At 74.7% G+C, this 20,679-nt stretch carries 15 protein-coding genes; 2 read left to right on the forward strand and 13 right to left on the reverse strand.

Features of this window, described 5'->3' with window-relative positions; all coding sequences use genetic code 11:
- Window positions 1-159: 159 nt before the first annotated feature.
- A complete protein-coding gene (locus ABT093_RS34115; protein WP_350570968.1) occupies window positions 160-915 on the forward strand; it encodes a hypothetical protein in 756 nt (251 codons plus the stop codon).
- A gap of 121 nt (window positions 916-1,036) precedes the next feature.
- On the opposite strand, the gene ABT093_RS34120 is transcribed toward ABT093_RS34115, so the two are convergent.
- On the reverse strand, window positions 1,037-1,846 hold the full coding sequence (locus ABT093_RS34120; protein WP_350570970.1) for a TrmH family RNA methyltransferase: 810 nt from the start codon (window positions 1,844-1,846) through the stop codon (window positions 1,037-1,039).
- A gap of 98 nt (window positions 1,847-1,944) precedes the next feature.
- On the opposite strand from ABT093_RS34120, the gene ABT093_RS34125 reads away from it, so the two are divergent.
- Complete coding sequence (locus tag ABT093_RS34125) at window positions 1,945-4,716, forward strand: SpoIIE family protein phosphatase (protein WP_350570971.1); 2,772 nt, start codon at window positions 1,945-1,947, stop codon at window positions 4,714-4,716.
- Between the two features lie 177 nt (window positions 4,717-4,893).
- Here ABT093_RS34125 and cobA read toward each other — a convergent pair whose 3' ends face one another.
- The 12 genes from cobA to ABT093_RS34185 all read right to left on the reverse strand — a co-directional run bounded on the left by cobA (window position 4,894) and on the right by ABT093_RS34185 (window position 20,672).
- Complete coding sequence (cobA, locus tag ABT093_RS34130; protein ID WP_350570973.1) at window positions 4,894-6,135, reverse strand: uroporphyrinogen-III C-methyltransferase; 1,242 nt, start codon at window positions 6,133-6,135, stop codon at window positions 4,894-4,896.
- A 97-nt stretch (window positions 6,136-6,232) separates the two neighbouring features.
- Window positions 6,233-9,892, reverse strand: coding sequence for a nicotinate-nucleotide--dimethylbenzimidazole phosphoribosyltransferase (gene cobT / locus ABT093_RS34135; protein WP_350570974.1), 3,660 nt, complete (start codon window positions 9,890-9,892; stop codon window positions 6,233-6,235).
- A 504-nt stretch (window positions 9,893-10,396) separates the two neighbouring features.
- Window positions 10,397-11,692, reverse strand: a complete 1,296-nt coding sequence (gene cbiE / locus ABT093_RS34140) for a precorrin-6y C5,15-methyltransferase (decarboxylating) subunit CbiE (RefSeq protein ID WP_350570976.1) — start codon at window positions 11,690-11,692, stop codon at window positions 10,397-10,399.
- Window positions 11,693-11,868: 176 nt separating this feature from the next.
- Complete coding sequence (locus tag ABT093_RS34145) at window positions 11,869-12,534, reverse strand: GNAT family N-acetyltransferase (RefSeq protein WP_350570977.1); 666 nt, start codon at window positions 12,532-12,534, stop codon at window positions 11,869-11,871.
- A 205-nt stretch (window positions 12,535-12,739) separates the two neighbouring features.
- The gene (locus ABT093_RS34150; RefSeq protein ID WP_350570978.1) at window positions 12,740-13,570 is read right to left on the reverse strand and encodes a MetQ/NlpA family ABC transporter substrate-binding protein; all 831 of its coding nucleotides are present in this window, start codon (window positions 13,568-13,570) and stop codon (window positions 12,740-12,742) included.
- 58 nt (window positions 13,571-13,628) lie between these two features.
- Window positions 13,629-14,375: a methionine ABC transporter permease gene (locus ABT093_RS34155; protein WP_350570979.1), complete on the reverse strand. Its 747-nt coding sequence runs from the start codon at window positions 14,373-14,375 to the stop codon at window positions 13,629-13,631.
- Window positions 14,372-15,412, reverse strand: a complete 1,041-nt coding sequence (locus ABT093_RS34160) for a methionine ABC transporter ATP-binding protein (RefSeq protein WP_350570980.1) — start codon at window positions 15,410-15,412, stop codon at window positions 14,372-14,374. Before ABT093_RS34160 ends, ABT093_RS34155 begins: the two co-directional genes overlap by 4 nt.
- 545 nt (window positions 15,413-15,957) lie before the next feature.
- Window positions 15,958-16,458: a GNAT family N-acetyltransferase gene (locus ABT093_RS34165; protein ID WP_350570982.1), complete on the reverse strand. Its 501-nt coding sequence runs from the start codon at window positions 16,456-16,458 to the stop codon at window positions 15,958-15,960.
- A 381-nt stretch (window positions 16,459-16,839) separates the two neighbouring features.
- Complete coding sequence (locus ABT093_RS34170) at window positions 16,840-17,097, reverse strand: RNA polymerase sigma factor (RefSeq protein ID WP_350570983.1); 258 nt, start codon at window positions 17,095-17,097, stop codon at window positions 16,840-16,842.
- Between the two features lie 112 nt (window positions 17,098-17,209).
- Entirely contained in the window at window positions 17,210-18,643 is a 1,434-nt protein-coding gene (gene argH / locus ABT093_RS34175; RefSeq protein WP_350570985.1) for an argininosuccinate lyase, read from the reverse strand.
- Between the two features lie 89 nt (window positions 18,644-18,732).
- Complete coding sequence (locus ABT093_RS34180) at window positions 18,733-19,926, reverse strand: argininosuccinate synthase (protein ID WP_350570987.1); 1,194 nt, start codon at window positions 19,924-19,926, stop codon at window positions 18,733-18,735.
- 197 nt (window positions 19,927-20,123) lie between these two features.
- A complete protein-coding gene (locus tag ABT093_RS34185) occupies window positions 20,124-20,672 on the reverse strand; it encodes an arginine repressor (protein ID WP_350570988.1) in 549 nt (182 codons plus the stop codon).
- Window positions 20,673-20,679 lie beyond the last annotated feature (7 nt).

Raw genomic sequence — 20,679 nt, forward strand, 5'->3', positions numbered from 1 at the left:
GGCCGCCCGCGGTGCCGGAGGGGTCGATCTGGCCGGACCTGTGGTAGGTGCGTTTGGGGCCGGTGGCGATCTGTACCGAACGGGCAGCACACGCCCGCCCCCGGCGGGCGCCCCGGGACGGCGCGGCAGCGGCTGCTGCGCCAGCGGCTGGTGGTGTTCGTGACGGTGACGGTGGGTGTGGCGCTGGCCATCGCGGCGGCGCAGGGGTGCGAGAACCGGGACAAGCAGGGGGTGCGGGCGCCCACGAACTCGGTGGCGGCGCCGGCCTCCCCGGCCACCTCGCCGGGCGCTGACGGCGCCGGGCCCGCGTCCGTCCCCGCCGTGGAGACGCCGACCGGGGCGGCGCTCTCGGCGGACGGGCTCGCGCCGTCGACCACCCCGCTGGCGGCCGCGGCGCACGGGGGCGCGGCGGAGGGCGCGCTGCTGCCCGCCCAGGGCGCCGGCCCGGCGGTCGACTGGCCGAACCGCTCCTACGCCGATCCGGCGGGCGGTCCGGCGATCGCCCTGCGGGAGGGCCGTTCGGCGGGCGCGGGGCCGCAGGTCGCGCTCACCGCGGTACTCCCGGCCCGGTACAAGGGCGCGCCGGCCGCGCTGGTGGTGCTGCGGCGCTCGGAGGGCTCGGTGCCGGTCGACCTCGTGCAGCTGTTCTCCTTCACCGGGGACTCCCCCGTCACCGTGGCCTCCCGCTCCTCGGCGGCGGATCCGCAGGCGACGGCGGCCTGGCGCTTGGAGAACGGCGCGCTGGTGCGGGAGGAGCGGGTCGCCCAGACCGGGGCCGCCACCTCCACCCGGTACACGGCGCGCGCGGACGGCACGCTGGAGGAGTCCTGGCCCGGCTCCCCCACCATGACTCCCCCGGTCACCACCCCGCCGCCCGCCGCCGCCCCCGCGCCGCCGACCGCCCCGGCGGGCTGACGCCGACACCGCGGAGCAGGAAGTCGGCCGGTCCGACTTCCCGCTCCGGCTTGCCTACTGGTCTGGCTTGCCTACTGGTCTGGCTTGCTTGCCGGTCCGGCGTCCCGTTCGGGCTTCCCGCTCAGGCGGTGGTGCTGACGGCGTAGAAGGCGACGGCCGCCGCGGCGCCGACGTTGAGCGAGTCGACGCCGTGCGCCATCGGGATGCGCACCGCGTGGTCGGCGGCGGCCAGGGCGTGACGGGTGAGGCCGTCGCCCTCGGCGCCGAGCATCAGGGCCGCCTTGGGGAGGCGGTGCGGGGCGAGGGCGGCCAGGTCGACAGCGGTGTCGGCCGGAGTGAGGGCGAGCAGGCTGAAGCCGGCGGCGCGCACCGTGTCCAGGGCGGCCGGCCAGGGGTCCAGCCGGGCGTACGGGACGGCGAAGACGGCGCCCATCGACACCTTCACCGCGCGCCGGTACAGCGGGTCCGCGCAGTCGGGCGAGAGCAGGACGGCGTCCATACCGAGGGCGGCGGCGCTGCGGAAGATGGCGCCCAGGTTGGTGTGGTCCACCAGGCCTTCCAGGACGGCCACCCGGCGGGCGCCGGCCAGCAGTTCGGCGGCGTCCGGCAGCGGTTGGCGCTCCATCGAGGCGAGGGCGCCGCGGTGGACGTGGTAGCCGGTGACGGCCTCGGCCAGGGCGGGCTCGACGACGTGGACGGGCGCGTCAACCTCGGCGATGACGTCCGCCATCACGTCCAGCCACTTGGGGGTCAGCAGCATCGACCGCATCCGGTAGCCGGCCGCCAGGGCGCGGCGGACGACCTTCTCGCCCTCGGCGATGAACAGGCCCTCGGCGGGTTCGCGGCGGCGGCGGAGTTCGACGTCGGTCAGGCCGGTGTAGTCGGCCAGGCGCGGGTCGTCGGGGTCGGTGATGGTGCGGGGTTCGGACACCCTGCGATCTTGCCAAGTCGGGGCGGGGAAGGCCAACCGGCCCAACGAGCGGGGTGGTCGGCCTTGGCCCGCCACCGCGTGGAGTGCAAATATGACGTATGGCCCGTTTTCCGGGCCGATCTTGGGCTCCGTCGGACCCTGGTGCGGCCGGTTCCACCTCCGCCTCCCGATCCACCGGTACCGTCGCCGGCTCGCCCGGTGGGCGCCCTCACGGTCGGCACCAGCGATCACGAACGGCCCGGACCACCCCGGCCCGGGTGCGGTCGGTGGCCGGACAGGTCTTCGCGCTGCAGGTCGTGGTCGTGCTGCTGCTGGTGGTGGCGGCCGTGGTCGCGCTGGTGGTGCAGTCCCGCAACGACGCCCGGCAGGAGGCCACCAACCGCTCGGTGGCGGTCGCGCAGACCTACGCGAACTCGCCGGGCATCGTCGCGGCGCTGCGCTCCCCGGACCCGACCGCGCTCCTGCAGCCCTCGGCGCAGTCGGCGCGGATCAACGCGGGCGTGGACTTCATCGTGGTGCTCGACACCGACGGCATCCGTCTCACCCACCCCAATCCGGCGCGGATCGGCCAGAAGTTCATCGGCGACTACCAGCCCGCGCTGGCCGGCCAGGTGGTGACCGAGCAGGTCACCGGCACCCTCGGAGCGCTGGTGCAGGCCGTCGTGCCGGTGCACGCGGCGGACGGGCAGGTGGTCGGGGCGGTGTCGGCGGGCATCACCATCGCCAAGGTGAGCAGTGCCAGCGAGCGGCAGCTGCCGGTGGTGCTGGGGGCCGCGGCGGCCGGGCTGGCGCTGGCGACCGGCGGGACGGCGCTGATCAGCCGGCGGCTGAAGCGGCAGACCCACGGGCTGGGGCCGACCGAGATGACCCGCATGTACGAGCACCACGCGGCGGTGCTGCACGCGGTGCGCGAGGGCGTGCTGATCATCGGCGGTGACGGGCGGCTGCTGCTCTGCAACGACGAGGCGCGCCGGCTGCTGGACCTGCCGCCGGACGCCGAGGGCCGTCCGCTGACCGAGCTGGGGCTGGAGACGGCGCCGCTGGAGCTGCTGGCGGACGGGCGGGCGGTCAGCGACGAGGTGGTGCTGGCCGGCGAGCGGCTGCTGGCGGTCAACGTGCGGCCCACCGACCGCGACGGCGGGCCGCCGGGGTCGGTGGCGACGCTGCGCGACTCCACGGAGCTGCTGGCGCTGTCCGGGCGCGCCGAGGGGGCGCAGCGGCGGCTGCGGCTGCTGTACGACGCCGGGGTGACGGTGGGCACCACGCTGGACGTGACGCGGACGGCCGAGGAGCTGGCGCTGGTGGCGGTGGGCCGGTTCGCCGACATCGTCACGGTGGACCTGGCCGACCAGGTGCTGGAGGGCGACGAGCCGCCGGCCGGTCCGGCGCTGTTGCGGATGCGGCGGGCGGCGGTGGCGGCGGTGCGCGACGACGCGCCGTTCTACCCGGTGGGCACGGTGGTGGACGTGGCACCTTCGACGCCGCTGGCGGGGTCGTTGAACAGCGGGCTGCCGGGGGTGGAGCCCCGGTTGGCGGAGGCCGAGGGGTGGCGGGAGCAGGACCCGGAGGGTGCGGCGCGGGTGCTGGCGTACGGGGTGCACTCGCTGGTGCGGGTGCCGCTGAAGGCCCGCGGGGTGCTGCTGGGGATCGTCCGGTTCTGGCGCGCGGAGCGGGCGGAGCCGTTCGAGGAGGAGGACCTGGCGCTGGCGGAGGAGCTGGTCTCACACGCGGCCGTGTGCATCGACAACGCGCGCCGGTACACCCGCGAGCACGCGATGGCGGTGACCCTGCAGCACAGTCTGCTGCCGCGCAGCCTGCCGGCGCAGAACGCGCTGGAGGTGGCGCACCGGTACCTGCCGGCGCAGGCGGGGGTGGGCGGGGACTGGTTCGACCTGATCCCGCTGCCGGGGGCGCGGGTGGCGCTGGTGGTGGGGGACGTGGTGGGGCACGGGCTGCACGCGGCGGCGACGATGGGGCGGCTGCGGACGGCGATCCACAACTTCTCGACGCTGGACCTGCCGCCGGACGAGTTGCTGGGGCATCTGGACGAGCTGGTGAACCGGATCGACCTGGAGGAGTCGGCGACCGGGGACGCGGCGGCGGTGACGGGGGCGACCTGCCTGTACCTGATCTACGACCCGGTGGCGCGGCGGTGCACGGTGGCGAGTGCGGGGCATCCGCCGCCGGCTCTGGTGCGGCCCGACGGGTCGGTGGTGTTCCCTGAGCTGCCGACCGGGCCGCCGCTGGGGCTGGCGGTGCTGCCGTTCGAGACGGTGGAGCTGGAGGTGGCGGAGGGCAGCCGGCTGGTGCTCTACACGGACGGGCTGGTGGAGGACCGCGAGCGGGACATCGACGAGGGGCTGGAACTGTTGCGGGCGGCGTTGGCCGGGCCGCCGCGGACGCCGGAGCAGACGTGTGCGGACGTGCTGGGGGCGCTGCTGCCGGCGCGGCCACAGGACGACATCGCGCTGCTGGTGGCGCGGACCCGGGGGCTGCCGGCGGGGCAGGTCTCGCAGTGGGACGTGCCGTCGGATCCGGCGGCGGTCGCGGGTGTGCGGGCGGCGGTGGCGGAGCAGTTGGAGCGGTGGGGGCTGGCGGACGCGGCGTTCGTCACCGAGCTGATCCTGAGCGAGCTGGTGACCAACGCGATCCGCTACGGCACGGGGCCGATCAAGGTGCGGCTGCTGCTCGACCGGGCGCTGATCTGCGAGGTGTCGGACGGCAGCAGCACGTCGCCGCACCTGCGGTACGCGGCCACCACGGACGAGGGCGGGCGCGGGCTGTTCCTGGTCGCCCAGTTCGCGGACCGCTGGGGTACCCGGTACACGGCCACCGGGAAGGTCATCTGGACCGAGCAGCCGCTGGAGTAGCCGGCGGGTCCGGCTCCCCCTCCCGCACTTTGCAAAGTACAAACTTTGCAAAGTGCGGGAGAACGGGGTGCTGGGCGGGATGAACTGGGAAAACGCATCGGCACTTTGCAAACAGAGCTGTTTGCAAAGTGCCGATGGCGAGGGATTGCAAAGGGGACGGGGAACGGGGGACGGGGCTCAGGCGCCGGGGGCGAGGACGTTGACGACGTCGCCGATGACGATGACCGCCGGGGGCTTGACGCCCTCGGCCTCGACGGTGGCGGCGACGGTGGCCAGGGTGGCGTCGACGCGGCGCTGGGCGGCGGTGGTGCCCTCCTGGACGACGGCCACCGGGGTGTCGGCGGCGCGTCCCTCCTCGATCAGCCGGGCCGCGATCGCGCCGATCTTGTCGACGGCCATCAGCAGCACCAGGGTGCCGGTCATCCGCGCGAGCGCTCCCCAGTTGGTGAGCGACCGCTCGTCGTCCGGCCCCACGTGTCCCGAGACCACCGTGAACTCGTGGGTCATCCCCCGGTGGGTGACCGGCACGCCGGCCGCCGCCGGCACGCTGATCGAGCTGGAGATGCCCGGCACCACCGTGACCGGCAGCCCCGCCTCGGCGCAGGCCAGCAGTTCCTCGCCGCCGCGCCCGAACACGTACGGGTCGCCGCCCTTCAGCCGCACCACGAACTTGCCGGCCTTGGCGTGCTCGACCAGCGTCCGGTTGATCGCCTCCTGCGCCATGAAGCGCCCGTAGGGGATCTTCGACGCGTCGATCACCTCGACGTGCTCCGGCAGTTCCGCGAGCAGTTCGCGCGGCGCCAGCCGGTCCGCCACCACCACGTCCGCGTCCGCGAGCAGGCGCCGGCCGCGCACCGTGATGAGGTCCGGGTCGCCCGGGCCGCCGCCGACCAGCGCGACGCCCGCGCCGCGGGCGCGGTACTGGCGGGCGGCCAGCGAGCCGTCCCGCAGCCCCTCGACGATCGAGTCGCGCAGCGCCGCCGAGTGCCGCGGGTCGCCGGTGAGGACGGCCACGGTCGCCCCCGCGTCGCGCCCGCTGGCCGGAGTCCACGCGGTGGCGGCGGAGGCGTCGTCGCTGCGGGCGCAGAACACCCGCTCGCGCTCGGCCTCCGCGCTGACGGCGGTGTTCACCGCCGGGTCGTCGGTGGCCACCAGCGCGTACCAGGTGTCGGCGAGGTCGCCGTCCCGGTACGGCCGCCGGTGCCAGGTCAGCTCGCCCGCGTCGGCCATCGCCTGGACGGCCGGGGTGGTGGCCGGGGATATCAGGTGCACGTCGGCGCCGGTGGCGAGCAGGGCGGGCAGCCGCCGCTGGGCGACGTGGCCGCCGCCGACCACGACGACGCGGCGGCCGGCCAGCAGCAGGCCGACGGGGTACGGGGTGCGGCCCTCGGTGCTGGGGTGCGGGGTGGGCGCGGTCATCGGTGGTGCTCCTGGATCGGTGAGAGTGGGGGGATGCGGCGCCGCTCCGCGCACCGGCGCGCCCTCGGGCCGGTGCGCGGAGCGGTTCGGACGAGCGTCAGGCCTTCTCGGTGACCCCGGCGGAGTCGAAGGTGGCTACATCGTGCATCGCGCGGGCCGCACTCTGCACCAGCGGCAGGGCCAGCAGGGCACCGGTGCCCTCGCCGAGCCGCAGGTCGAGGTCGATCAGCGGGCGCAGGCCGAGCTTGGCGAGCGCGGCCTGGTGGCCGGGCTCGGCCGAGCGGTGGCCGGCGATGCAGGCGGCCAGCACCTCGGGGGCGATCGCCTTGGCGACGAGCGCGGCCGAGCCGGCGATCACGCCGTCCAGGATGACCGGGGTGCGCAGGCTGGCCGCACCGAGCAGGAAACCGGCGAGGGCCGCGTGCTCCAGGCCGCCGACGGCGGCGAGGACGCCGATCGGGTCGGCCGGGTCCGGCTGGTGCAGGGCCAGGGCGGTCCGGATCACCTCGACCTTGCGGGCGTGCGTCTCGTCGTCGATGCCGGTGCCGCGGCCGGTGACCTCGGCCGGGTCCAGGCCGGTGAACACCGAGATCAGGGCGGCGGAGGCGGTGGTGTTGGCGATGCCCATGTCGCCGGTGACCAGGGCCTTGTTGCCGGCCGCGACGAGGTCGCGGGCCGTCTCGATGCCGACTTCGAGGGCCTTGAGGGCCTCCTCGCGGGTCATCGCCGGGCCCTGGGTCATGTCGTCCGTGCCGGGCTTGACCTTGCGCGGCAGCAGGCCGGTGGTGCGGCCCTGCTGGATCGCGTCCGGCAGTTCGGCGGCCACGCCGACATCGACCACGCAGACCTCGGTGCCGATCTGCTTGGCGAAGGCGTTGACCACCGCTCCCCCGGCGAGGAAGTTGCCGACCATCTGGGCGGTGACCTCCTGCGGCCAGGGGCTGACGCCCTGCGCGTGCACACCGTGGTCGCCGGCGAAGACCGCGACGCAGGCGGGCTCCGGGATCGGCGGCGGGCACTTGCGGGACAGGCCGCTCAGCTGGGCGGAGATGATCTCCAGCATGCCGAGCGAGCCGGCCGGCTTGGTCATCCGCTTCTGGCGGTCCCAGGCCTCGCCGAGCGCCTTGGCGTCCAGCGGGCGGATGCCGCGCAGCGTCTCGGAGAGCACGTCGTGCGGCTCCTCGCCCGGCAGGGCGCGGTTGCCGTACTGCTCCTCGTGGACCACCCAGGACAGCGGGCGCTTCTTCGCCCAGCCCTGCTGCTGGAGCTCGGGCTCGTCGGGGAAGGTGTCGACGAAGCCGACGCACAGGTAGGCGACGACCTCCAGGTGCTCGGGCAGGCCGAGCTCGCGGACCAGCTCCTCCTCGTCGAAGAAACTCACCCAGCCGACGCCCAGGCCCTCGGCGCGGGCGGCCAGCCAGAGGTTCTCGACGGCGAGGGCGGCCGAGTACGGGGCCATCTGCGGCTGGGTGTGGCGGCCCAGGGTGTGGCGGCCGCCGCGGGTGCGGTCGGCGGTGACCACGATGTTGACGGGCGTCTCGAGGATCGCCTCGATCTTGATTTCCTTGAACTGCTTCGCGCGGCCCTTGGGGAGCGAGTCCGCGTACGCCTCGCGCTGGCGCTCGGCCAGTTCGTGCATCTTGCGGCGGGTTTTCGCGGAGCGGATGACCACGAAGTCCCAGGGCTGCGAGTAGCCGACGCTGGGGGCGGTGTGAGCGGCCTCCAGGACGCGGATCAGCACCTCGTGCGGGATCGGGTCGGGGCGGAAGCCGTTGCGGACGTCGCGGCGCTCGCGGATGACCTGGTGCACGGCCTCGCGGCCGGCGTCGTCGTAGCCGGGGGCGGCCGGGCCGCGCGGTTCGGCGGGCTCGGTGACGGCCTCGGGCTCGGCCTCGGTGACGGCCTCGCCCTCGGGGGCCTCGGCGGGTGCGCCCTCGGTCTCAGCGGCCTCGGTGGACTCGACGGTCTCGGTGGGTTCCGCGACGGCTTCGGCGACGGTCTCGGCGGTGCCGGCGGCCCCGGTCGGAGCGGCGGCGTCGGCCTCGGGCGCGGCCTCGACCACGGCCTCGGCGACGGGCTGCTGCTCGGCGGCGACCGGCTCGGCAACGGGCTCGGCGGCCTCCGCCGCGACCGGGGCCGCGACGGCGACCGGCTGGCCCGAGGGCATCTCGCCGGTGCCGACGGCGGTTTCGGCGGCGGCCTCGACCACGGCCTCCACCACGGCCTCGGCGACGGGCTGCTGCTCGGCGGCGACCGGCTCGGCGGCGGGCTGCTCCACCACAGGCTGCTCGGCGGCGACCGGCTCCGCGGCCTGGGCCACCGGCTCGGCCGGCTCGGCGACGGGCTGCTCGGCCGGAACGGGCTCGGCCGGCGGGGCGGCGGCCTCGACGGCCTCGGCCGGGACCTCGGCGGCGGGCGCGGACGCCTCGACGGGCACGGCCTGCTCGGCGACGGGCGCTATGGGGGCGGACTGCTCGGCCTCCGTGTCGACGGCGGCCGGCGCGGCCGGGGCGACGGCCTCGACCTGCGGCAGGCCGTGCGGGGTCGGCGCGGCGAGGAAGGCGGAGATGCGGCGCGGCGGGCCGGCCGGAGCGGCCGGCTGCTGCTCGGCGACCGGGGCCTCGGCGGCCGGCTGCTCCACGACGGCCTGCTCCACGACGGCCTGCTCCACGATGGGCTGCTGCTCGACGGCGACCGGCTCGGCGACGGCCTGCTCGGCCACCGGCTGCTCGGCGACAGGGGCGGCCGGGGCCTCGGCGGCGACGGGGGCGGCAACCGGCTCGGCGGTCTCGGGCGTCGCGACGGGGGCGGGGGCGCCCGGCTGCGCCGCGGGGACCTCGACGGTCTCCGGGCCGGCCACGGCCTGCTCGACGGGCACGGCAACGGCCTCGGCGGCCCCCGCGGCCTCGACGGCCTCGGCGATCTCGACCGGAGCGGCGCTCGCGGCGGCCTCCACGGGCGCGACCGGCACCGGCGCCCCGGCGGGCGCGGCGGCCGGCTGCGCGGCCGGCACGGGCTGGGCGACGGGCGCGGCCACCGGGGCGGCCTGCGCCTCCGGCTGGACGGCGGCGGCCGGCGACACGACGGGGATGCCGTGGGCGGGCGTGCTGCCGGTGGAGGGGCCGCGGTCCGCGAGGGAGCGGACCGGGACCTGGCCGGTCATCAGGGAGGGGTCCGGGATCGGCGGGCCGGCGTGCAGCGGGCGGCGCGGCTGCTGAGCGGCCGTCATCGCCTCGGGGCCCTGGGCCTGGACCGGGACGGTCTGGCCGCCGGGCGCGGGCTGGGCGTGCAGCGGGGCCTGCGGGGCCTGGGCGGCGCCGAGCACGGGCGGGTCCAGCGGCGGCCAGGAGGGCTCGACGGGGGTGCCGGGCGGGGTCTGCTGGTCGGCGACGGGTTCGCCCCAGGTGCCCTGCGGGCCGGGCATCAGCAGGACGTCGTCCTCGTCGTCGAGGCCGTCCGGCTGGTCGACGAAGTGGAAGGCGGGGTGCTGGGCGGCCTGGTCGACGGTCCAGCCGTCGCCGGGGACGCCGGGGGCGGCGAATCCGGGCGCGCCGAGCGGGGCGCCCTGGGCGGGGACGCCGTGCGGCGGGAGGACGCCGGCGCCGGGCGGGAGCGTGCCGGGCAGGCCGGAGCCGTCCGTCGCGAGGCCCTGCCCGGGTGCGACGGCCGCGGGGCCCTCGGGGCCGCGGAGCGGGTCGGGCCCGGCGAGCAGGTGCTCCGGCAGTCCCTCGTTCGGGACGTGGCCGCCATCGGTCATGTCAAAGCTCCTTCCAGGCCGCTGCCGCGCCCTCGGCGACGCGATCACCGACCGCAGCGCCCATCCGCACGGGTCGGGCCTGCACCGGCCCGCCCCTCAACCACACACGGCCGCCGCGCCGAGGCGCTGCGGCCGAAGTCCTTCCGGCGCGCTGCGGCACCCCGGCCCCGCGCACCACCCGTGACGGGCGGCGCGTCATCTGAAACAACGACAAGCCGGGGCAACCGGCACGACCGCACCGGACCCTACGGCATTCTCCAGGTCCGGTGGGCGGCCCGTCGAATTGCCCACACTTCGAGCCGAATCGGTCCGCACCGCGTCAGAAAGGCGACGGACCGACCGGATCGGGCGGGTCGGCGGAGGCCGCAGCCGTCCCGGACGCCACACTACCGGCCCGGCGGGTCCGCCTCTCGAATCGGTGTCCGGATGCGACCTGGATCACCGTCCGGTGCGGCCGGGCGGTCGCGGGGCTCCGGCGCGCGCGCCGGAATCGGCACCGGGCCTTCACGCTTTCTGCTCACCCCAGAGCAGGAAGGTGCCGGGGTCGCCGACGCCGAGGCGCAGCCCGTGCCCGCCGTCGCCGCCGGTCCGGTCGGCGGGGGCGGGGGCGAGCAGTGGTGCGGACTGGAGCAGGGCGCCGTCGGCGCGGTAGCCGGCCTCGGCGATGGTGCGGCGGACCTCCTCGGCCTCGGCGAGGGTGCGGGCGACGGCGACGATGCGTTCGGGGCGGCGGGAGAGCACGGCGCGCACCGCTTCGGGGCCGCCGGTCTCGACGACGGCGGCGTCGGGTTCGGGGAGTTCGCCGAGGACGTCGGGGCCGTGGCCGTGCACGGTCTCGACCTCGACGCCGTGGCGGCGGGCGTTGACGGCGAGGCGGGCGCAGGCGGCGCGGTCGGCCTCGACGGCGACGACGGCGGCGCCGAAGCGGGCGGCCTCGACGGCGAGTGCGCCGCTTCCGGCGCCGACGGACCAGACGAGGTCGCCGGGGCGGGCGCCGAGGCGGGCGAGCACGAGGGCGCGGACGTGCGCCGGGAGCGTGTCGCTCGCGCCGGGCGTGCGCCCGGTGCCGGTGTAGGTGTCGGTGGGCAGGGCCCAGCCGCGGTCGGGGCCGGGGTAGCCGACGGGGCGTCCGGCGAGCCAGCCGGCCGCTTCGCCGGCGGCTCCGCTCTGCGGGCCGCCGCCGGGGCCGCCGGCGCTGCTGCCGCCGATCACCAGGACGACGCTGGGGTCGCGCCAGATGTGGTCGGCGACGCGGTCGGAGGTGAGGACGGTGACGTCCTCGTCGGGGGTGCCGAGAGCCTCGCAGACGACGAAGGTGCGGTGGACGCCTCGGAGCATGAGGGCGAGTTCGCTGGGTCCGGCGCCGGGGGCGGTGAGGACGGCGACCTTGGGGTGGGCGCGGCAGACGTTGGCGGCGCGGCGCAGCCGTCCGCCGTGGGCGCTGACGACCTGGGCGTCCTCCCAGGGCATGCCGGCGCGGGCGAAGGCGGCGGCGACGGAGGAGACGGCGGGCAGGACTTCGAGTTCGAGGCCGTATTCGGGGCGGCGCAGGGTGCGCACGACACCGAAGAAGCCGGGGTCGCCCTCGGCGATGACGACGGCGGCGCCGCGGTGTTCGGCGATGCGGCGGGCGGCGAGCTGGATGCTGCCGAGGGCGATGCGTTCGGCGGCGGGCGGGACCGGGAGGGCCCCCAGTTGGTAGGGGGCGCCGGCCACCAGAGTGGCTGCGGCGAGGGCCGCGGCGGCGGCCTCGGTGAGCGGTGTGCCGTCCCATCCGATGACCGTGATCCGGTCAGCCATCTGCGGCTGTCTCCCTCGCCATCCGTGCGCCGACAGGCGGCGCCGGTGTGCGGCGCCGGTCAGAGGTTACCGGGTGTGATCCCCTCGGCGCGGACATCTCGCACACCTGTGCGCGGCGGGGCGGGCGGGGCGGCGGCGGACGGTGCGGGGTGCGGGGTGCGGGGCGGGCGGCGGGGTCAGTCGCGCAGGACGTAGCGGTCGCCGCCGGCCCAGGCCGGGGCGGGGGCCTCGGGGGTGTCGAGGTCCTCGGGCAGCAGGCTCCACAGGATGAGGTCGCTGCGGCTGTCGGTGGCGGCCGGGCGGCCGGCGGGGGCCCCGGGGGCGCTCTCGCCGGGCTCGCCGCGCACTATCCAGGCGCTGCGCAGCACGCCTTCGCTGATGCCGCCGATCTTCTGGGCGACCTGCTGGGCGGCGGTGTTGCCGGCGGCGGTGCGCAGTTCCAGGCGCTGGAAGCCGCGGTCCTCGAAGAGCCACTGGGCGACGCCGAGGACGGCTTCGGGGGCGTAGCCCTCGCCGCGGGCCCAGGCGGCGGTGACGAAGGCGATCTCGGTGGAGCGCAGCCGCCAGTCGGTGTTGCGGAGTTCGACGAGGCCGACCAGGCGCTGGGTGAGGTGTTCGGTGACGGCGAGGACGATGCCGTGGCCGGCGGCGCGGTGGGCGGGGGCGAGGGTGCGGGCCAGGTCGGTGGCGTGGGCCTCGGTGAAGGGGTGGGGCTGGTCGGTCCAGGCCAGGACGAGTTCGTCGGCCATCATGGCGGCCAGGCCGGGGGCGTCGTCCTCCGCAAGCGGGCGCAGCAGCAGCCGTTCGGTGCTGATGGCGGTCTCGGGGAAGCTCGCTGCCATGCCGTCTCTCCTCGCCGGGTCGTGGACACACCGTACGCCTCGCCGGTGCCGGGTTGTCACGCGGTGCACGGACCGGACGACGGTACGTCAGATGTGGGTCTGTCGGACCGTCACTGGTGCATACTGCCCGACCGGGCCCCCGCCTGGTTGCGGCGGGGGCCCGGTGTGGTCCGGCGGGACGGGTCGGCGGCGCGGGTGGCGCGGATCAGAAGGCCGGGATGACGGCGCCCTTGAAGGTGTCGTCGATGTACTTCTTCACCTCGGGCGAGTGGAGCAGCTCGGCGAGCTTCTTGACCCGGGGGTCGTTCTCCTTGCCCTGCTTGACCGCGAGGATGTTGGCGTAGGGGTTGCCCTCGGCCTTCTCCAGGACGAGCGAGTCGCTGGTGGGCTTGAGGCCGGCGTCGATGGCGTAGTTGCCGTTGATGACGGCGGCGTCGAGGTCGTCGATGGAGCGGGGCAGCTGGGCGGCCTCCAGCTCCTTCCACTTGAGGTTCTTGGGGTTGCCGGTGACGTCGGCGGGGGTGGCGGCGGTGCCGACGCCGTCCTTGAGGGTGATGACGTTGTTGTCGGCGAGGAGCTTGAGCGCGCGGCCCTCGTTGGTGGCGTCGTTGGGCAGGCCGACGGTGGCGCCGTCCTTGAGGTCGCCGACGGCCTTGACCTTCTTGGAGTAGAGGCCGAGGGGCTCCAGGTGGACCGTCTCGACGGAGACGATCTGGGTGTTGTGCTTCTTGTTGAAGTCCTCCAGGTACGGCACGTGCTGGAAGTAGTTGGCGTCGGCCGAGCCGTCCTGCACCGCCGTGTTGGGGGTCACGTAGTCGGTGACCTCCTTGATGGTGAGCTTGAGGCCGGCCTTGTCCGCGAGGTTGTCCTTGACGTACTTGAGGATCTGTCCGTGCGGGGTGGGGCTGGCGACGACGGTGAGCGGCGCGTTCGGGTCCGAGGAGGACTTCGAGTCGCCGTTGCTGCCGCAGGCCGCCAGGGAGAGGGCGATGCCGGCGGTGGCGAGGACGCTGGTGAACTTCAGGGCGTTGCGCACGAAAAGTGCCTTTCTGCGTGATGCGGGGAGCCGGGTCCGGGTTCGGACGCCGGGTGGTCTAGGGGGCGACGAGGTCGTCGTCGGGGGTGGCCTGGGCGGCGGGGACGCGGCCGCGCGGGCCGAGCAGGCGGGTCCGTCCGCCGCTGCGGCCGCGGTGGGCGAGGGCGCGGACGGCCCAGTCGCCGAGCAGCTGCACGAGGGTGACGATGATCACCAGTTCGGCGACGATGATCCACATGAAGGCGGTCTCGAAGCGGAAGTAGCCGTAGTTGATGGCGAGGGTTCCGAGGCCGCCGCCGCCGACCGCGCCGGCCATGGCGGAGTAGCTGATCAGGGTGATGATCGTGGTGGTGACGGAGGCGACGAGGCCGGGGAGGGCTTCGGGGATCAGCGTCTTGCGGACGATGGTCCAGGTGGAGCCGCCCATCGCCTGGACGGCCTCGACCAGGCCGCGGTCGACCTCGCGCACGGAGGTCTCGACGAGGCGGGCGAAGAAGGGGATCGCGCCGATGGTGAGCGGTACGGTCGCGGCCTGCCAGCCGATGGAGGTGCCGACCAGCCAGCGGGTGAAGGAGATCAGGGCGATCATCAGGATGATGAACGGCACCGAGCGGACGATGTTGACGACGGCGCCGAGCACCTTGTTGACGGGCCGGTTCTGCAGCAGGCCGCCCTTGTCGGTGAGCACCAGCAGCACGCCGAGCGGCAGTCCGAGCAGGACGGTGCCGACGGTGGCGGCGCCGACCATCTGGAGGGTCTCCCAGGTGGCGGGCCACATCAGTTCCTGCATCTGGTCCCAGGTCATGCGTCCGCTCCCTTCGTCGTCGCGGTGAGGGTGGTGTCGAGGACGTCGACCTGCAGGCCCTGCTCGCGCAGGAAGCCGATGGGCACCACGTTGTCCTGGTGGCTGCCGGGCAGTTCGACCCGCATCCGGCCGACCATGCGGCCCGCGATGGTCTCGACGGCGGCGCCGAGGATGTTGATGTCGATCTGGTAGGTACGGGCGAGCTGGGAGACGAAGGGCTGGGCGGGGGTGTCGCCCTGGAAGGTGATCTCCAGCACGGTGGCGCCGGGGTGGCCGGTGCCGAACTCGCCGAGCGGGAAGAGTTCGCGGGCGAGCTCGGAGTCGGGCCGGGCGAGCAGGTCGGTGAGGGCGCCGGACTCGATGACCCGGCCGCCGCGCATGAGGGCGGCGGAGTCGCAGACGGACTTGATGACGTCCATCTCGTGGGTGATCAGCAGGACGGTGAGACCGAGCTGCTGGTTGAGGTCGCGCAGCAGCTTGAGGATGGAGCGGGTGGTCTCGGGGTCGAGGGCGGAGGTGGCCTCGTCGGAGAGCAGCACCTTGGGGTCGCCGGCGAGGGCGCGGGCGATGCCGACGCGCTGCTTCTGGCCGCCGGAGAGCTGGCCGGGGTAGCTGCGGGCCTTGTCGGCGAGGCCGACGAGGTCGAGCAGTTCGGCGGCCTTGCGGCGGCGCTCGGTGCGGTCCAGGCCGATGATCTCCAGCGGGAGTTCGACGTTCTGCTGGACGGTGCGGGAGGCGAGCAGGTTGAAGTGCTGGAAGACCATGCCGATGCGGCGGCGGGCCTCGCGCAGTTCCCTGCCGGCGCGGTTCTCGCCGCCGGCGAGGGCGGTGAGTTCGACGCCGTCCACGGTGACGGTGCCGGAGCTGGGCCGTTCCAGCATGTTGACGCAGCGGATGAGGGTGGACTTGCCGGCGCCGCTGGTGCCGACGACTCCGTAGACCTCGCCGGGGCGGACGTGGAGGTCGACGCCCGTGAGGGCGGTCACCTCGCGGCCGCGGGAGCGGTAGACCTTGGTGAGGTCCGTGGTGGTGATCACAGCTGCTTCCGTGGGTCGGGGGCGGACGGCGTACGGCCGCCGCGCCGGGGTGCGGTCGGCGACGTGGACGGCGTCGTGCCTGGGGGGTCCGGACCTGCCACCTCTTGATCGTGGCCGTTGCACGGCCGGGCCGCGCGACGGCGTGGCCCTTACGAGTCACCGTGTCCGCGGGTGGGCGGGCAGGCGGAAGGAGGGGGTGCGGCAGGAAGGGCGCGCTCGCACGGACGGGAACGGCGCCGGGGTCCTCGCTTCGGGGCGCGAGGGGGAGGCACTCTCAGCGGGTGCCGGGGGCGGTGGCCCTCAGCGGTGACACATTCGACGGCACATGGCACGCTCACCTGCCGGCAGTGTGCCGGTGGGGGTCCATTTCGTCGTCGCAGTCATGTGAGCCAGTAAAACAGATGGGCGGGGGTACGCCCAACTATTTGGCAAGGCTGTCCGCATTGCGGACAGCGATGGCCTTGACCTGTGGTGATGCGGCTCGGCGCCGCCACCGGGGGTCCGGATGGTGGCGGCGCCGTCGGGGACCGGGGCGGTCGGGGCGTTCAGGCGGTGGCGGCGAGCGGGGCGGTGGCGGGCTTCTCCAGGTGGACCAGGGCGAGCCGGCCGCTGACCTGTTCGACGGCGGTCTGGCGGTAGCCCTGGCGGGCGTAGAGGCGCAGGTTGCCGAGGCTGCGGTGGCCGGTGAACAGCCGGTAGGAGGTGGGCGCGCCGTCGTCGGCGAGGCGCTGTTCGAGGGCTTGGAGCAGGCGTCCGCCGAGGCCGTGGCGCTGCATGCGCGGGTGGACGACCAGGCGCCCTATCCGGGCGACGCCGTCGGCGCCGACCCGGCCGCGTACGGTGCCGACGACCTCGTCGCCGAGGCGGGCGACCAGGACGTGCTGCTCGGTCAGTTCGGTGAGCAGGCTCTCCAGGGACTGGGTCAGCGGCTCGATGGCCCAGTCGCCGTAGAGTTCGGCCTCGCTCTGGTAGCCGAGGTACTGGAGCTTGAGGATCTGCTCCGCGTCGTCGGTGTCGGCGGTAGAAATGATGACGCTCATGCCCATGTGCGGGGGCCTCCCCATCCTTGTGCCGGCGCGCGAACGTGAGGGTGTGGCACCGGTTCCCTGCCGGAGGTGTTGTCCCGGCCGGGGATCCGCCCAGGCCGGGGTGGCGCACGAACGTACCGGCCCGCACGGCCCGGTGGGGCCGTGGCGGCGGCGGCGCGTCCACGGTCAGTATCGGGGCGGGCGCGTCACCGTCAAGAGCGGCGTTCGCCAGCGCCTTACCCCCGTGTCAGCTGCTCTCAACCTTCCGGCCGCCGGACGTGGCGAGGGTCACGCCCGGCGTTCGCGGGTGACGGGAGGGGCGGACGTGGCGAGCGTCACGTCCGGACGGGTGAGGGGCCGGCGGCGGGGCGCGGGCGGCGGGGGTCACGGCGGCCCGGGTCAGCCGTAGCGCTCGGTGCGCAGCAGGGTGCGCAGGCAGGCGAGGCAGCGGGCGCGGGTGGGGCCGATGGAGCCGCGCGGCATGCCGAGGCGGCGGGAGATCTCGCGGTAGGTGGGCGGCGGGTCCTCGGTGAGGGCGGCGACCAGTTGCGGGCAGCGTCCGGGCAGGGCGGCGACGGCCTCGCGGACGTGGCGGCGGCGCAGTGCGGCGAGGACCTCGTCCTCGGCGGAGGGGTGGGAGGGAGGGTCGGTGCGCATGCCGTGCTTGACCCGGTGGCGGCCGTGCGGGTTACGGCCGTGCGGTGGCGTGCGCGCGCGAGGGGCGCGGTGCACCGTGCACCGCGCCCCTCCCCCGGGTGGTGGGACCGGGTCAGCCGGTCACCCACTCCTGCTGGGCGGCCAGGTCGGCCTTGACCTCGGCGAGCTGGGTGGCGACGGCGCCGGGGGCGGTGCCGCCGCGGCCGTTGCGGGCGGCGATGGCGCCGTGGACGCTGAGCACGGTGCGGACCTCGGGGGTGAGGTGCTCGGAGATGGCGGCGAACTGGGCGTCCGTCAGGTCGGCGAGTTCGATGCCGTGGGCCTCGCACTCCTTGACGCAGGCGCCGGCGACCTCGTGGGCGACGCGGAACGGCACGCCCTGCTTGACGAGCCATTCGGCGATGTCGGTGGCGAGGGAGAAGCCGGCCGGGGCGAGCTCCTCCAGGCGCTCGCGGTGGACGGTGAGGGTGGCCATCATGCCGGTGAAGGCGGGCAGCAGGACTTCGAGGGTGTCGCAGGAGTCGAAGACCGGCTCCTTGTCCTCCTGCAGGTCGCGGTTGTAGGCGAGCGGGAGGGCCTTGAGGGTGGCGAGCAGGCCGGTGAGGTTGCCGATGAGCCGGCCGGACTTGCCGCGGGCGAGTTCGGCGATGTCGGGGTTCTTCTTCTGCGGCATGATCGACGAGCCGGTGGAGAAGGCGTCGTGCAGCGTGATGAAGCCGAACTCCTTGGTGTTCCAGATGATCACCTCCTCCGCGATGCGGGAGAGGTTGATCCCGATCATCGCGGTGACGAAGGCGAATTCGGCGACGAAGTCGCGCGAGGCGGTGCCGTCGATGGAGTTGCCGACGGAGCCGCCCTCGAAGCCGAGGTCGGCGGCGACGGCCTGCGGGTCGAGGCCGAGCGAGGAGCCGGCCAGGGCCCCGGAGCCGTAGGGGGAGACGGCGGTGCGGGCGTCCCACTGGCGCAGCCGCTCGGCGTCGCGGCCGAGGGCCTGCACGTGCGCGAGGACGTGGTGGGCGAAGAGGACGGGCTGGGCGTGCTGGAGGTGGGTGCGGCCCGGCATGGCGGTGTCCGGGTGGGCCTCGGCGAGGCCGACCAGGGCGTGCTGGAGGTCGAGCAGCAGGGCGCCGATGGTCTTCGCGTGGTCCCGCAGGTACATCCGGAAGAGGGTGGCGATCTGGTCGTTGCGGGAGCGGCCGGCCCGCAGCTTGCCGCCGAGGTCGGGGCCGAGGCGCTCCAGCAGGCCCCGCTCCAGGGCGGTGTGGACGTCCTCGTCGGCGATGGTGCCGGTGAAGGTGCCGGCCTCGACGTCGGCGAGGAGCCGGTCGAGTCCGTCGTGCATGGCGGCGAGTTCGGCGTCGTCGAGCAGGCCGGCCTTGTGCAGGACGCGGGCGTGGGCCTTGGAGCCGGCGATGTCGTAGGGGGCGAGGCGCCAGTCGAAGTGCACCGAGGCGGAGAGCCTGGCCAGGGCCTCGGACGGGCCGTCGGCGAAGCGGGCGCCCCAGAGGCGGACGTCGCCACCGGAGGCGGTCTGGTCGGCGGACATCGCTGGCTCCTTACTGACGTGCGGGAGGGAGGGAGAGAGGGGGGAGGGAGGGGGCGGCCCCGGCCGGGTGCGGCCGGGGCCGGTGGGGCTCAGCCCAGGTCGCGCCGGGCGGCGATCTTCGAGGAGAGGCCGAAGATCTCGATGAAGCCCTTGGACATCGACTGGTCGAAGGTGTCGCCGGTGTCGTAGGTGGCGAGGTTGAAGTCGTAGAGCGACTGGTCGGACTTGCGGCCGTTGACGACGGCCCGGCCGCCGTGCAGGACCATCCGGATCTCGCCGGAGACGTGCTGGTTGGCCTCGTTGACGAAGCCGTCCAGGGCGCGCTTGAGCGGGGAGAACCACAGGCCGTCGTAGACCAGCTCGGCCCAGCGCTGCTCGACCTGCCGCTTGTAGCGGGCGAGTTCGCGCTCGACGGTGACGTTCTCCAGCGCCTGGTGGGCGGTGATCAGGGCGATCGCGCCGGGGGCCTCGTAGATCTCCCGGGACTTGATGCCGACGAGGCGGTCCTCGACCATGTCGAGGCGGCCGACGCCCTGGGCACCGGCCCGCCTGTTGAGCTCCTCGATGGCCTGCAGGACGGTGACCTTGCGGCCGTCGACCGCGACCGGGACGCCGGCGTCGAAGGTGATGATCACCTCGTCGGCCTCGCGCGCGGTGGCCGGGTTCTGGGTGTACTCGTAGACGTCCTCGATCGGGGCGTTCCAGATGTCCTCCAGGAAGCCGGTCTCCACGGCCCGCCCGAAGACGTTCTGGTCGATCGAGTACGGGGACTTCTTGGTGGTGGCGATCGGCAGGCCCTTGGCCTCGGCGAAGGCGATGGCCTTGTCCCGGGTCATCGCGTAGTCGCGGACCGGGGCGATGCACTTGAGGCCCGGGGCGAGGGAGTTGATGCCGACCTCGAAGCGGACCTGGTCGTTGCCCTTGCCGGTGCAGCCGTGGGCGACGGTGGTGGCGCCGTGCTTCTGCGCGGCGGCGACCAGGTGCTTGACGATGACGGGCCGCGAGAGGGCGGACACCAGCGGGTACTGGCCCTGGTAGAGGGCGTTGGCCTTGAGGGCCGGCAGGCAGTACTCGTCGGCGAACTCCTCGCGGGCGTCGGCGACCTCGGCCTCGACGGCACCGCAGTCCAGCGCCCGCTGGCGGATGACGTCCAGGTCCTCGCCGCCCTGGCCGACGTCGACGGCGACGGCGATGACCTCCGCGCCCGTCTCCTCGGCGATCCAGCCGATGCAGACGGACGTGTCCAGACCGCCCGAGTAGGCGAGTACGACGCGCTCGGTCACGGCTTTCTCCTTCACAACTGTGCGAACAGGCTTACGGCGATAGGCATAAGTATGCACTACTCCGTATGAAATTCAAAACGCGAAGGACGAACCGGTTCCGGACACGCCTGTGGGCCCGGTCGGAACCGGGCCCACAGGGGAGGGAACGGGGCTGCCGCGCCCCGGGGTTGCCGTACCCGGGGATGCCGCGCCCCGGGCTACTGCGCCTTCGCCTGGGCGAGCTGCATCAGGTGGTCGGCGAGCGCCTGGCCGCCGAACGGGTCGCGGCTGATCAGCAGGACGGTGTCGTCGCCGGCGATGGTGCCGATGATCTCGAACACCTCCGCCTGGTCGATCGCCGAGGCCAGGAACTGCGCCGCGCCGGGCGGCGTGCGCAGCACGACCAGGTTGCCCGAGGCGGTGGCGGAGACCATGAGCTCGCCGGCCAGCCGGGCCATCCGGCCCTCGGTGGCGGACTCCCCCATCGGCGCGCGCGGGGTGCGGTCGCCGCCCTCGGCCGGGACGGCGTAGATGAGCGCGCCGTCCCGGTTGCGGATCTTCACCGCACCCAGCTCGTCCAGGTCCCGGGAGAGGGTGGCCTGGGTGACCACGAGTCCGTCGTCGGCGAGCAGCTTGGCGAGCTGGCTCTGCGAGCGCACGGGCTGGCGGGTGAGCAGGTCCACGATCCGCCGGTGGCGCGCGGTGCGGGTCTGCGGGACCTGCGGCGTCGGGCCGGCGGCGGGCTGCCCGGAGTTGGGTACGGTCATGTGGTTA

The sequence above is a fragment of the Kitasatospora sp. NPDC002551 genome (assembly GCF_040296005.1).
Classification (GTDB): domain Bacteria; phylum Actinomycetota; class Actinomycetes; order Streptomycetales; family Streptomycetaceae; genus Kitasatospora.

Bases quoted from the DNA above. Each gene is read 5' to 3' on its own strand.
- ABT093_RS34125 (WP_350570971.1), top strand. From the start codon at position 1,945: ATGGCCCGTTTTCCGGGCCGATCTTGGGCTCCGTCGGACCCTGGTGCG.
- cobA (WP_350570973.1), bottom strand. From the start codon at position 6,135: ATGACCGCGCCCACCCCGCACCCCAGCACCGAGGGCCGCACCCCGTAC.
- cobT (WP_350570974.1), bottom strand. From the start codon at position 9,892: ATGACCGATGGCGGCCACGTCCCGAACGAGGGACTGCCGGAGCACCTG.
- cbiE (WP_350570976.1), bottom strand. From the start codon at position 11,692: ATGGCTGACCGGATCACGGTCATCGGATGGGACGGCACACCGCTCACC.
- ABT093_RS34145 (WP_350570977.1), bottom strand. From the start codon at position 12,534: ATGGCAGCGAGCTTCCCCGAGACCGCCATCAGCACCGAACGGCTGCTG.
- ABT093_RS34155 (WP_350570979.1), bottom strand. From the start codon at position 14,375: ATGACCTGGGACCAGATGCAGGAACTGATGTGGCCCGCCACCTGGGAG.
- ABT093_RS34165 (WP_350570982.1), bottom strand. From the start codon at position 16,458: ATGGGCATGAGCGTCATCATTTCTACCGCCGACACCGACGACGCGGAG.
- ABT093_RS34170 (WP_350570983.1), bottom strand. From the start codon at position 17,097: ATGCGCACCGACCCTCCCTCCCACCCCTCCGCCGAGGACGAGGTCCTC.
- argH (WP_350570985.1), bottom strand. From the start codon at position 18,643: ATGTCCGCCGACCAGACCGCCTCCGGTGGCGACGTCCGCCTCTGGGGC.
- ABT093_RS34185 (WP_350570988.1), bottom strand. From the start codon at position 20,672: ATGACCGTACCCAACTCCGGGCAGCCCGCCGCCGGCCCGACGCCGCAG.